This is a genomic window from Sphingomonas sp., from assembly GCF_017744835.1.
Taxonomy (GTDB): Bacteria; Pseudomonadota; Alphaproteobacteria; order Sphingomonadales; family Sphingomonadaceae; genus Sphingomonas.
On sequence record NZ_JAGIAM010000001.1, the window covers coordinates 846,635 to 858,195 of the forward strand.

Here is an 11,561-nt window from a genome sequence, read left to right on the forward strand (position 1 = left end):
GCTCACATGTGGTTGGCGACCTGGTTCTCGATCCGCGCGTCGTCCTGGTCGTCGGCGCGATCGGCCGCGGCGTCGGCGGCGTCCTCGATATTGTCAGCCTTCGCCTCGAGCGCGTCGTGCAGCTGGTCGTTGTTCGTCGCATCGGCCTGCGCTTCGAGCGCATCGGCCTGGTTCTCGCCGGCCGCCTCGATATTCGCCGCCGCGCGATCGTCGGCGCCGCCGCCGCACGCGCCCAGCGCGAGCAGACCCGCCGCGCATGCGGCCTTCACCAGAATCTTCATTGCTGTCCCCTTTTTTTCGCGGTTCCCCGGCACGGTACGGCCGGAGCCGCTCCAATCGCCGGGGAACGCCAGAGGTTCCCGCCGAAGCGTCAGAAGGCGCCGGGCACCTCGCGCTGGAGCGTGCTCGGCCGCTCGGGCGCGATCAGCTCGCGCGGGGCCTCGCGCAGCGCGAGCGTCGATTGGCCCGCCCCGGCGATCGCAGTGCAGCTCCGTCCCGCGAGGAAGTCGAGCGCCGCCTTGGTCGAGGATTCGCGCGGATCGCCCAGCGGATAGTTGATGTCGTCGCTCGCGCGGCAGCTCGCCTCGACCGTGCCCGAGAGCCCCGAATAATAGCCGCCCTGGTGCGCGCTGTTCTGCACCGCGAGCGCGATCACGCGCAGCCGGTCGTCGCAGGCGGTGCGGTCGACCGCGATCTGCCCCACCGGCTTGCCATAGGTGTTGGTCCCGACCAGCGCGGCGTTGGCGTGGAGATAGGGGATGAAGGCATTGATCACCAGCTCGCTCGCCGAGGCGGTGCCGCCGGTGCCGATGAAGGCGATCCGCGTCGGCGCGACCGATTCGGGCTGCGGCGCGAAATAGCGCGTCTCGTTGTTCGACGCCTTGGAGGGGCGGAAGACGGTGTAGCTGAACACGTCGGAGCTGGTCCGCCCGCCGCCGAGCAGGTCGCCCATCAGCTCGGCGATCGAAATGAGCCCGCCGCCATTGTAGCGCAGGTCGACGATCACCTTGCTGACGCCCTGCGCCTTGAACTGCGCGAAGGCCGCGCGCAGCGCCGGGTCGGCGGTGTTGATGAAGGTGCGCAGGTTGACGTAGCCGACCTTGGTGCCGCCGTCGTCGATCACCTTGGCGCCGTAGCGGCTGGAGACCGGCGTGAGCGCATAGTCGGCCATCGAAACGCTCACGTCGCGCGTGCCCGCAGCGTCGCGGATGCGCAGCACGCGCGTCGTGCCCACCGCCGAGCCGCCCAGCGCGTTGCTGACGCCGTTCAGCCCCTCGGCGGCGACGATCGAATCGACCGTGCGCAGGTTGGACGCGCTGGTGCCGATCGCCAGTATCTCGGTGCCGCGGTCGATCCCGGCCGCGAGCGCCGGCGCGCCTTCGAAAGCCTCGGAGATCCACACGCGCCGCGCGAGGCTGTCCCCGGCCAGGCGGAAGCCATAGCCCGCGCTCGACCCCGAGGAATAATAGGCGTTCTCCTCGGCGATCGAGGTCAGATACGTGAAATAGCGATCCTTCTGCTGCGCGCGCGCCGTGGCGGTCAGCCCGTCGATATAGTCCTCGACGGTCGCGTAGTTCGCGGGATTGAGGCTCGCGGGCAGAAGCTCGGGGAAGAGATACCATTCGTCGAGCTGCTGGCGCGCCCAGTCCTGGCGTTCGCGCAGCGTGCAGCCGGCCGTGGTCGGCGCAGGCGTCGGCGCGGGCGTCACGCTTCCGCCACCGCCGGTCGGCGGCGCCGAGACCGAGCCGCCGCCACCGCCGCCGCCGCTGCACGCCGCAAGCATCGCCACCAGCGCCAGCGACGCACCGAACCGCGACTGCTTCATTCGATTCCTCCCAACCGGATCAACAGCTTGGCACGAGATCGTCGGCCCGCCAACGCTTTTGCGGATTCGCTCAGGCTTCGGCGGGGAGCGCCCAGTCGATCGGCTTCTGCCCGTGCGCCTTCAGGAATTCGTTCGCCCTGGAGAAATGCCGGCACCCGAAGAAGCCGGTGTGCGCGGAAAGCGGCGAGGGGTGCGGCGCCTTGAGCACCAGATGCCGCCCGCCGCGATCGACCGAATCGACGAACGCCGCCTTCTTCTGCGCATGGCTGCCCCAGAGCATGAACACCGCCGGCTCGGGGCGCGCATTGACCAGCCGGATCACCGCGTCGGTGAAGCGCTCCCAGCCCCGGCCCTGATGCGACGCGGCCATGCCCATCTGCACCGTCAGCACGGCATTGAGCAGCAGCACGCCCTGGCCTGCCCAATGCTCGAGGAAGCCGTGGCGCGCACGCGGGATGCCCAGGTCGCTCTCCAGCTCCTTGTAGATGTTGACCAGGCTCGGCGGCACGCGCACGCCCGGGCGCACCGAGAAGCACAGGCCGTGCGCCTGTCTCTCCCCGTGATAGGGGTCCTGCCCCAGGATCACGACCTTGACCTGCTCGAGCGGCGTGAGATCGAGCGCACGGAACCACTCGCCGCCCGCCGGGAAGATGCGCTTGCCCGCGGCCTTCTCGGCGACGAGGAAGCGCTTCAGCGCTTCCATGTACGGGCTCTCGAACTCGCCCTTCAGCGGCTCGAGCCAGCTCGGATGCAGCTTGACGTCCCCCATGCCCCTGCTGTCCGAAACGCATGCGCGCCTGTCAACGGCCGGATCGTAATCCCCGGCAAATGGGTTTGCGCCACAAGAGGAGGAACGACCATGGCCTTCACCGGAAGCTGCCACTGCGGCGCCATCGCCTATACCGTCGACGAGGATCCGCCGACCAAGGCGCTCCAGTGCAATTGCTCGATGTGCCGGCGCAAGGCGCCGCTCCATTATTTCACCACGCCCGACAAGTTCCGGCTCGAGACGAGCCGCGACGCGTTCGCCACCTATCGCTTCAACCATCTCGTCATCGCGCATCATTTCTGCAAAACCTGCGGCATCGCGCCCTTCGCCGAGGGCAATGGCGCCGACGGCAAGCCGATGGTCGAGATCAACCTGCGCTGCGCCGACGGTATCGATCCCGAGGCACTGGAGATCCAGTTCTACGACGGCGCCAGCCGGTGATCGCACCCGGGCTCGAACCGATGGAAGCCAAGCTCGTCGAGGCGCTGCCCGACGGGACCGGCTGGCAGTTCGAGCCCAAATGGGACGGCTTCCGCTGCCTGGTGTTCAAGCAGGGCGGCGAGGTGTTCCTCCAGTCCAAATCGGGCAAGCCGCTCGGACGCTATTTCCCCGAAGTCGCGGCTGGAATCGCAGAACTGCCGATGGACCAGGTGGTGCTCGACGGCGAATTGCTGATTCCGGTGGGCGAGACGCTGTCTTTCGAAGCGCTCCAGATGCGGCTCCACCCGGCCGAGAGCCGCGTGCGCAGGCTTGCGGCCGAGACGCCGGCGCGGCTGATGCTGTTCGATTGCCTGTGGAGCGAGGGCGCGCTCGCCGACCGGCCGCTTACCGAACGCCGCGCCGCGCTCGAGCGCTTCCACGCCGCGCACGGATCGCCGATGCTCCATCTGTCGCCCGCGACCGAGGACCCGGCGCTGGCGCAGCGCTGGCTCGATGCCGCCGGCGGTGCGCTCGACGGAGTCGTCGCCAAGCGGCTCGACGAGCCGTACCAGCCCGGCGAGCGCGCGATGCTCAAGGTCAAATGCCTGCGCACGGCCGACTGCGTAGTGGGCGGCTTCCGCTACGCCGCGAAGAAGCGCGAGGTCGGATCGCTACTGCTCGGCCTCTATGACGATGCCGGGCTGCTCCACCATGTCGGCTTCACGTCTGCGATCCCCGCCGCCGACCGGCCCGCGCTCACCGAGCGGCTCGAGGCGCTGGTCGAGCCGCCGGGCTTCACCGGCGACGCGCCGGGCGGGCCCAGCCGCTGGTCGACCGAGCGCACCGGCGAATGGGAGCCGCTGCGCCCCGAGCTGGTCGCCGAGGTACGCTACGACCATGTCACCGGCCGCCGCTTCCGCCACGGCACCGGCTTCCTGCGCTGGCGCCCCGACAAGGCGCCACGCCAATGCACGATGGAGCAACTGGGCGGCGAGGCGCGCCCCGCGCTGGTCGAGGCGGCGCTGGCGAAGGCTTGACGTCAGCCGGCGCGGCGCAGGCGCGCGATGAAGAAGCCGTCGAGCCCGCCCTTGTCGGCCAGCGCTCCCGGCAACAGCCGCAGCGTGCCGTCCTCGCGTGCGCTCACACCTTCCGGCAGCTCGCCCGGCCGGACCGGCTCGACGCGGTACTCGCCATGCGCGGCGAGGAAGGCATCGAGGTGCGCCTCGCCTTCCTGCGGCTCGAGCGAGCAGGTCGAGAAGACCAGCACCCCGCCCGGCTTCACCCATTTGGCGGCGCGGTGGAGCAGCTTCGACTGGAGCTCGGCCATCTCGGCGATCAGCGCGGGGCCGACGCGGTGGAGCACGTCGGGATGCCGGCGGAAGATGCCGGTGGCGCTGCACGGCGCGTCGAGCAGCACCGCGTCGGCGGGCGCGTCGGGCTGCCATTTGAGCAGGTCCGCGGCGACCACGCGCGCGGCGAGGCCGGTGCGTTCCAGATTCTCGTGAAGTCGCGCCAGACGACTTTCCGAGACGTCGACCGCCGTCACTTCCCAGCCCGCCGCGGCGAGCTGGAGCGTCTTGCCGCCCGGCGCCGCGCACAGGTCGAGCGCGCTGCCCTTGCCCGGCCCGATCAGCCGCGCGGGAAGCGAAGCGGCGAGGTCCTGCACCCACCAGTCGCCTTCGGCATAGCCTTCGAGCGTCGGCACCGCCGCCTTTTCGTCGAGGCGGAGATGCCCCGCGATCAGGCTCGCACCGGGGAGGTCGGGCGCCCGCGCCGGATCGCGCAGCGTCAGGTCGAGCGGCGGCGGCACTGCGATCGCGCGCTCGGCGTCCTCGATCATCTGGTCGCCCCAGGCGGCGTGCCAGCGCAACGCCACGGCGTCGGGGAGCGTCGGCGGTTCGGGCAATGTGGCGCCCTGCCGCATCAGCGCGCCGAACACGCCGTGGACCAGTTTCCGGGGGCCGCCGTCGACCAAGGGCAGCACCGTCGCGATCGCGGCATGGCCCGGCGTGCCGAGGGACAGCGCCTGGACGAGCGCGATGCGCAGCGCGAAGCGCGCCTTGGCGTCGTCGGGGAGCGGGCGCTGGGTCGCCGAATCGATCAGCGCGTCGAGATCGGGGAGCCGCCGCAGCGCCTCGGCCGCGATTGCATGCGCCAGCCCGCGATCGTTGGGCGCGAGCCCCTGCGCGGCCGAATCGAGCACTTGCTCGAGCGCGAGCCCGCGGCGCAGCACGGCGTCGAGCAGCTTGAGCGCGGCGCGGCGCGCGGGGACGCCGGGGGCGTCGCCCTGGGGGCGGGAAGGTCTTGCGGGTCGGGCCATGGCCTTTCCCTAGGAGCCGCGCCGCGCGAGGGAAAGGGTCAGCGGCGGCCGAGCGGATCGAGCGCGCTGGCGCGGCGGGACTTGCGCGTGACCGGCACGCTGGGACCGGCCGGCCGTCGCGGCGCCAGGCCCGGACCGCTTCCGCCGCCCATTTCGGCGGCCATCGCCTCCAGCGCGGCGATGCGATTGCCGGTGTCGGGGTGCGTCGAGAACATATTGTCGCCGCCGCCACGCAGCCCGGGGACGATGTAGAGCTGCGCCGCCGCGGGCACGCGCTCGGCGACCGGATTGGGGATGCGCGCGGCGCCCTGCGCCAGCTTGGCCAGCGCCGAGGCGAGCGCGCGCGGATCACCCGAGATCTCGGCACCCGCGCGGTCGGCGCCATATTCGCGCGTGCGGCTGATCGCGAGCTGGACGATCATCGCCGCGAAGGGGGCGACGATCACGGCCGCCAGCCCGGCCATTCCGGCCCCGCGCCCGCCCGATCCGCGGAAGAACAGCCCGAAATTGGCGACCATCGAGATCGCACCCGCGATCGTCGCGACCATCGTCATGATCAGCGTGTCGCGGTTGCGGATATGGCCGAGCTCGTGCGCCATCACCGCGGCGACTTCCTCGCGGGTCAGCAGGTCGAGCAGCCCGGTGGTGGCCGCGACCGCGGCGTGCTGCGGGTTGCGGCCGGTGGCGAAGGCGTTGGGATGCGGCGAATCGATCACATAAACCTTGGGCATCGGCAGCTGCGCGCGGCGGCTCAGCTCCTCGACCAGCCCGACGAACTCGGGCGCCGAGCCGGCATCGACTTCGCGCGCGTGGTGCATCGACAGCACGATCTTGTCGGCGTTCCAGAAGGTGATCAGGTTCATGCCCGCCGCGAACACCAGCGCGATCAACGCGCCGCCGCTGCCGCCGAACATATAGCCCAGCGCCATGAACAGCGCCGTCAGCGCCGCCAGAAGCATCGCCGTCTTGAACCCGTTCACTTGACCCGGTTCCTCCTCGCCACAATGTGGGAGCCGAACCGCCAGGAAACAATGCCATGCGCCAGCGCCCCGACCATGTGAAACCGCCCGAATATCTCTCGAAGAGCCCGCCGGTGCCGCAGCCGGCGGAAGCGCCGGCGAAGGAGGGCGATCCACTCGGCAAGAACCCCACGCGCTACGGCGACTGGGAGCTCAAGGGCATCGCGGTCGACTTCTAGAAGCGTTATTCCCCCAGTGCCGCCTGCAGCTTGAGCACGGTGTTCCAGTTGCGCCCGGTATTGCCCTGCGCGAGCTTCGCCTTCGCCATCGCCGGGATCAGGTTCGAGCGGCCCTGCCCGTAGGGGAAGTCGGTGAACAGCTCGCGGCCGATCGCGACCATGCGCTCGGGGCCGTCATAGCTTTCCGCCAGCCGCGCGATCGCCGCCTTGTCCACCTCGTCGCGGTGGAAGGTCACGACGAGGAAGCTCGGCCGCTCGCGCGCCGCCTCGGGAAAGGGGTTGGCGGCGACCACCGCGTCGAGCGCGGCGCGGTCGCGGACGTACACGTCGGACTTGAGCCCCGTCGCCTTCTCCAGCGCCACATGGAGTTCGCGCTCAAGGCTTTCGGCATCGCCATCTGCGTCGAACACGACATTGCCCGATGCGAGGATGGTCTTCACATTCGCGAAGCCCAGCCCCTCGACCACCGCCTTGAGCTCGGCCGATTTGAGCTGGCGCTTGCCGAGGTTGATCCCCCGCAGCATCGCCGCCCAGCGCTTCACTGATGTTCCTCGCGGATCGGGCGGCTGAGCATCCCCTCGACCACTTCGCCCAGCGCCGCGCCTTCGAGCAGCGCATTGACGGCGTTGCACATCGGCATCTCGACGCCCGCCGCGGCCGCGGCCTCGCGCAGCACCGGCGCGGTCGAGGCGCCCTCGGCGACGGTGCGGCGGTCGCAGAGCAGTTCGTCGGCGCTCTTGCCTTGTCCCAGCCCGACGCCGAGCGAGAAGTTGCGCGAATTGGTCGAAGTGCAGGTCAGCACCAGGTCGCCCAGCCCCGACAACCCGCCCAGCGTCTCGGCCTGCGCCCCGCGCGCCACGCCGAAGCGCGTCATCTCGGCAAAGCCCCGCGCGATCACCGCCGCGCGCGCGTTGAGCCCCAGCCCGGCGCCCTCGACCACCCCGCAGGCGATCGCGAGGACGTTCTTGACCGCGCCGCCGATCTCCGCGCCCACCGTGTCGTTCGAGACATAGGGGCGGAAGGTCGGCTGGCCGATCAGCGCGGCGAGCGCGTGCGCGGTCTCGAGGTCGTCGGCCGCGAGCGTAACCGCGGTCGGCAGCCCGGCGGCGACTTCGTGCGCGAAAGTGGGTCCCGAGAGCACTGCGATAGGCGAATCGGCATGCACTTCGCGCGCGACTTCGTGGAGCAGCTTGTGGGTCCCCGCCTCGATTCCCTTCGAGCAGAGGATCAGCGGGCGCCCGCGCGCAGGCAACTGGCCGAGCACCGCGCGCATGTGCTGCGCGGGCGTGACCACCAGCACCACCTCGGCCTCGGCCAGGTCGGCAATGTCGCCGGTCGCGACGATCGCCTCCGAAAGCGGGCGTCCGGGCAGGAACAGCGCATTTTCGTGCTGCGCGTTGATGCCCTCGATCACTTCGGGCTCGCGCGCCCAGAGCCGCACCGCGCGGCCGCCCGAGGCGATCGCCTGCGCCAGCGCGGTGCCCCAGGCGCCGCCCCCCACTACGCCGATCGCGGCTTCGCTCATGCCTTCACTCCTGCCCCGCGCACCTTCTCCGCGTCCGGATCGAGCGGCCAGCGCGCGCGCGCCGGCGTGTCGAGCGGATCGGTCAGCCCCGCGCCGAACCGCTCGGCGCCTGCCCAGCCGATCATCGCCGCATTGTCGGTGCAAAGCCACAGCGGCGGCGCGACGAAGCGCAGCCCATGGTCCGCCGCCAGCGTCTGCAGCGCCGCGCGCACCGCCTTGTTCGCCGCGACGCCGCCCGCCACGACCAGCGCGCTCGCCTCGACCTCGCCCAGCGCGCGGCGGGTGCGATCGACTAGGCAGTCGACCACCGCCTGCTGGAACGACGCCGCCAGATCCTCGGCGCTATGCTGCCCCACCGCACGCGCGACGGCGCTCTTGAGCCCGGCGAAGGAGAAATGCGGCTCGCCCGATCCGACCAGCGGCCGGGGCAGCGGCACGGCTTTGGGATCGCCCTTCGCCGCCGCCTCCTCCACTGCCGGCCCGCCGGGAAACCCTAGGCCGAGCAGCTTGGCGGTCTTGTCGAACGCCTCGCCCGCGGCATCGTCGATCGTGGTGGCCAATCGACGGTAATCGCCCACCCCTTTGACCAGCAGCAGCTGGCAATGCCCGCCCGAGACGAGCAGCAGCAGATAGGGGAATTGCAGCTCGGGGTCGCTGAGCCGCGGCGAGAGCGCATGGCCCTCGAGATGGTTGACCGCCACCAGCGGCTTGCCGCTCGCCAGCGCCAGCGCCTTGCCGGTCACCAGCCCGACCATCACACCGCCGATCAGCCCCGGCCCCGCGGTCGCGGCGATCGCGTCGACTTCGTCGAGCCCGACGCCCGCTTCCTCCAGCGCCGCCTCGACCAGCGGGGCCAGCACCTCGACATGCGCGCGCGCCGCGATCTCGGGCACCACGCCGCCATAGGGCCGGTGCGCCGCCTCCTGCCGCGCCAGCTTGTGCGCCAGGATGCGGCCGTCGGTGGTGACGAGCGCCGCGGCGGTTTCGTCGCAGCTCGATTCGAGTCCCAGGATCAGCGCCATTGCATCCATCTAGAACCCCGATGCATTAGCACAAGTGATGCCCGTCTTTCGTCTTGGAACCCGCGGTTCGCCGCTTGCCCTCACTCAGGCCGGTCTCGTGCGCGACGCGCTCGTCGCCGCGCACCAGATCGCGCCCGCCGACATCGAGATCGTCGTGATCCGCACCACCGGCGACCAGGTGCAGGACCGCGCCCTCGCCGAGATCGGCGGCAAGGCGCTGTGGACCAAGGAGCTCGACCGCGCGCTGCTCGAGGGCGAGATCGACGCCGCGGTCCATTCGATGAAGGACGTCGAGACGATCCGCCCCGATGCCATCGCGATCGCCGCGATGCTGCCGCGCGCCGACGTGCGCGATCGGCTGGTCGGCGCCGAATCCTTCGAGGCGCTGCCCCAGGGCGCCGTGATCGGCACCAGCTCGCCGCGCCGCGCCGCGCAGGTCCGCCGGCTGCGCCCCGACCTCGAGACCGTGCTCTTCCGCGGCAATGTCGACACGCGCCTTGCCAAGCTCGCGGCGGGCGAGGCCGATGCCACGCTGCTCGCCTCGGCCGGGCTCGAGCGGCTGGGGCGTCATGACGTCGGCACGCCGATTCCGCTCAACATCCTCCTCCCCGCGCCTGCGCAGGGCGCCGTCGGGATCGAGTGCCGCGCCGACGATTCGCACACCCGCCAGCTGCTCGCCGCGATCGACGATCGGCAGACCCACGCCTGCGTCCTCGCCGAGCGCGCGCTGCTCGCCGCGCTCCAGGCCGATTGCCACTCGCCGGTCGCCGCGCTGGCGGTGCTCGAAGGCGCGATCCTGACGCTCAGCGCCGAGCTGCTGTCCGAGGACGGCAGCGCCTATGTCCATGCGCAGCTCGAAGGCGCGCCGCTCGACTCCGATCTGCCGCGCGCCGTCGCCGCAGACCTGCTCGCGCGCGCGCCCGATCCAGTGCGCAGGCTGTTCGGCGGATGAGCCGCGCCATCGCGGTGCTGCGGCCCGAGCCCGGCAACCGCGCCACTGCGGCGGCGATCGAGGGCCGCGGACGCCGCGCCATCCGCCTGCCGCTGTTCGAAGTCCGCCCGCTCCCCTGGACCGCGCCCGATCCTCGCGATTTCGACGCGCTGCTCCTCACCAGCGCCAATGCCGTGCGCCACGCCGGCCCCGCGCTCGCCGCGCTCGCGCCGCTTCCGGTGCATGCCGTCGGGCGGGCGACTGCCGAGGCGGCACGCCGCGCCGGGCTGCAGGTGGTCGCCGTCGGAGACGACGGCGCCGCCACGCTCGTCGCCGATGCGGAGAAGGCAGGCGTACGCCGCGCGCTGCACCTCGCCGGGCGCGAGCGCACGCTGGAAGCCGGCGGAATCATCGCCGCGATCGTCACCGTCTACGCCAGCGAGCCGTTGCCGGTGCCACCCGAAGCGGTCGCCCGGCTCGCCGGCTCTGTGGCGCTGCTCCAGTCGACGCGCGCCGCGCACCGCCTCGCCGAGCTGGTTCCCCCACCCCGCCGCAGCGGCATCGCCCTCGCCGCCGTCAGCGCCAGGGCCGCCGCTGCGGCCGGCCCCGGCTGGCAACGCGTCGAGATCGCCGCCGACCCGAGCGCCGAGACACTGATCGAGGCGGCGATCGCGCTCGCCGATTGACCGGGCGGGCGCCCCGGCGAATAAGGGGGCATGAGCGACGAGCCCCGCGCGCCCGAGCCTGTCGAAGGCCCCGCCCGCAAGAACAGCCTGCTGATCGGCGCGATCGCCTTTGTCGGCGGCATCGCCGTGACTGCCGGCGCGATCCATTATTGGCCCCAGTCCGGCCTCCAGCCGCTGGTCTCGCCCACGGCGGAAGCCCCCGCCGAGCCCCAGCAGGTCCCCGCGCCGCTGCCCCCCGGCACCGACATGGCGACGCTCAGCGCGCGCGAGCAGGAGCTCGCCGCCCGCCTCGACCAGCTCGATCTTCGCCTGCGCCAGGTCGACGCCAGCGCGCGCTCGGCATCCGGCTATGCGACGCGCGCCGAACGGCTGATGCTCGCCTTCGCCGTGCGCCGCGCGATCGAGCGCGGCCAGCCGCTCGGCTATCTCGAGCAGCAGCTTCGCGAGCGCTTCGGCGAGACGCATGGCGCGGCCGTGGACGCGATCGTCCGCGCCGCCGCCGACCCGGTGACGCTCGAGGACCTGCGCCTCGCGCTCGACACGATCGCGCCGCGCCTCACCAGCGGCCCCAGCGACAGTTTCTGGGCGCACGCGCGCCGGCTGCTCACCGATCTGGTGGTGCTGCGCCAGGCCGAGTCGCCGAGCCCGCGCACCTCCGACCGGCTCCGTCGCGCGCGCACCGCGCTCGACCACGGCCAGGTCGAGGCCGCGCTCGCCGAAGTCGCGCATCTGCCCGGCGCCGCCAATGCCGAGAACTGGATCGCGGCCGCGCGGCGCTACATCGATGCCCGCAAGGGCCTCGCCGAGATCGAGAAGGCGGCGCTCGAAGCACCCGCCCCCGCACCGGCGGTCGCCGCGAACTGAG

The 11,561-nt window shown here is 71.8% G+C and carries 14 protein-coding genes; 6 read left to right on the plus strand and 8 right to left on the minus strand.

Annotated elements, in window-relative coordinates; all coding sequences use genetic code 11:
- Positions 1 to 2: 2 nt before the first annotated feature.
- The 3 genes from J7500_RS03945 to ung all read right to left on the minus strand — a co-directional run bounded on the left by J7500_RS03945 (position 3) and on the right by ung (position 2,594).
- Entirely contained in the window at positions 3 to 281 is a 279-nt protein-coding gene (locus tag J7500_RS03945; protein WP_294060143.1) for a hypothetical protein, read from the minus strand.
- Positions 282 to 370: 89 nt separating this feature from the next.
- Positions 371 to 1,825, minus strand: a complete 1,455-nt coding sequence (locus J7500_RS03950; protein ID WP_294060144.1) for a S41 family peptidase — start codon at positions 1,823 to 1,825, stop codon at positions 371 to 373.
- Between the two features lie 70 nt (positions 1,826 to 1,895).
- Positions 1,896 to 2,594 (minus strand): uracil-DNA glycosylase, encoded by a 699-nt coding sequence (gene ung / locus J7500_RS03955; protein ID WP_294060145.1) that lies wholly within the window; start codon positions 2,592 to 2,594, stop codon positions 1,896 to 1,898.
- A gap of 90 nt (positions 2,595 to 2,684) precedes the next feature.
- Between ung and J7500_RS03960 the strand changes: the two genes are divergently transcribed.
- Positions 2,685 to 3,035 (plus strand): GFA family protein, encoded by a 351-nt coding sequence (locus J7500_RS03960; RefSeq protein ID WP_294060146.1) that lies wholly within the window; start codon positions 2,685 to 2,687, stop codon positions 3,033 to 3,035.
- Positions 3,032 to 4,051: an ATP-dependent DNA ligase gene (locus tag J7500_RS03965; protein WP_294060147.1), complete on the plus strand. Its 1,020-nt coding sequence runs from the start codon at positions 3,032 to 3,034 to the stop codon at positions 4,049 to 4,051. The genes J7500_RS03960 and J7500_RS03965 overlap by 4 nt, the downstream gene beginning before the upstream one ends.
- Positions 4,052 to 4,053: 2 nt before the next feature.
- On the opposite strand, the gene J7500_RS03970 is transcribed toward J7500_RS03965, so the two are convergent.
- Both J7500_RS03970 and htpX read right to left on the minus strand, forming a co-directional pair.
- Positions 4,054 to 5,334 (minus strand): RsmB/NOP family class I SAM-dependent RNA methyltransferase, encoded by a 1,281-nt coding sequence (locus J7500_RS03970; RefSeq protein ID WP_294060148.1) that lies wholly within the window; start codon positions 5,332 to 5,334, stop codon positions 4,054 to 4,056.
- A gap of 38 nt (positions 5,335 to 5,372) precedes the next feature.
- Positions 5,373 to 6,314 (minus strand): zinc metalloprotease HtpX, encoded by a 942-nt coding sequence (gene htpX / locus J7500_RS03975; RefSeq protein WP_294060149.1) that lies wholly within the window; start codon positions 6,312 to 6,314, stop codon positions 5,373 to 5,375.
- A gap of 56 nt (positions 6,315 to 6,370) precedes the next feature.
- Between htpX and J7500_RS03980 the strand changes: the two genes are divergently transcribed.
- Entirely contained in the window at positions 6,371 to 6,532 is a 162-nt protein-coding gene (locus J7500_RS03980; RefSeq protein ID WP_294060151.1) for a DUF1674 domain-containing protein, read from the plus strand.
- A gap of 5 nt (positions 6,533 to 6,537) precedes the next feature.
- Here the strand turns inward: J7500_RS03980 and J7500_RS03985 are convergent, their stop codons facing one another.
- From J7500_RS03985 to tsaD, 3 genes are read right to left on the minus strand one after another with little or no spacing between them, the layout of a single operon-like run.
- Positions 6,538 to 7,074: a DUF1697 domain-containing protein gene (locus J7500_RS03985; RefSeq protein ID WP_294060153.1), complete on the minus strand. Its 537-nt coding sequence runs from the start codon at positions 7,072 to 7,074 to the stop codon at positions 6,538 to 6,540.
- Complete coding sequence (locus tag J7500_RS03990) at positions 7,071 to 8,057, minus strand: NAD(P)H-dependent glycerol-3-phosphate dehydrogenase (RefSeq protein WP_294060155.1); 987 nt, start codon at positions 8,055 to 8,057, stop codon at positions 7,071 to 7,073. The genes J7500_RS03985 and J7500_RS03990 overlap by 4 nt, the downstream gene beginning before the upstream one ends.
- Positions 8,054 to 9,079 (minus strand): tRNA (adenosine(37)-N6)-threonylcarbamoyltransferase complex transferase subunit TsaD, encoded by a 1,026-nt coding sequence (tsaD, locus tag J7500_RS03995; protein ID WP_294060156.1) that lies wholly within the window; start codon positions 9,077 to 9,079, stop codon positions 8,054 to 8,056. Before tsaD ends, J7500_RS03990 begins: the two co-directional genes overlap by 4 nt.
- Before the next feature lie 37 nt (positions 9,080 to 9,116).
- On the opposite strand from tsaD, the gene hemC reads away from it, so the two are divergent.
- Genes hemC through J7500_RS04010 form a run of 3 tightly spaced genes read left to right on the plus strand, consistent with a single transcriptional unit; the run spans position 9,117 to position 11,560 of the window.
- A complete protein-coding gene (gene hemC, locus J7500_RS04000; RefSeq protein WP_294060157.1) occupies positions 9,117 to 10,031 on the plus strand; it encodes a hydroxymethylbilane synthase in 915 nt (304 codons plus the stop codon).
- Positions 10,028 to 10,696, plus strand: coding sequence for a uroporphyrinogen-III synthase (locus J7500_RS04005; RefSeq protein WP_294060158.1), 669 nt, complete (start codon positions 10,028 to 10,030; stop codon positions 10,694 to 10,696). Before hemC ends, J7500_RS04005 begins: the two co-directional genes overlap by 4 nt.
- Before the next feature lie 30 nt (positions 10,697 to 10,726).
- Complete coding sequence (locus J7500_RS04010; protein WP_294060159.1) at positions 10,727 to 11,560, plus strand: hypothetical protein; 834 nt, start codon at positions 10,727 to 10,729, stop codon at positions 11,558 to 11,560.
- Position 11,561 lies beyond the last annotated feature (1 nt).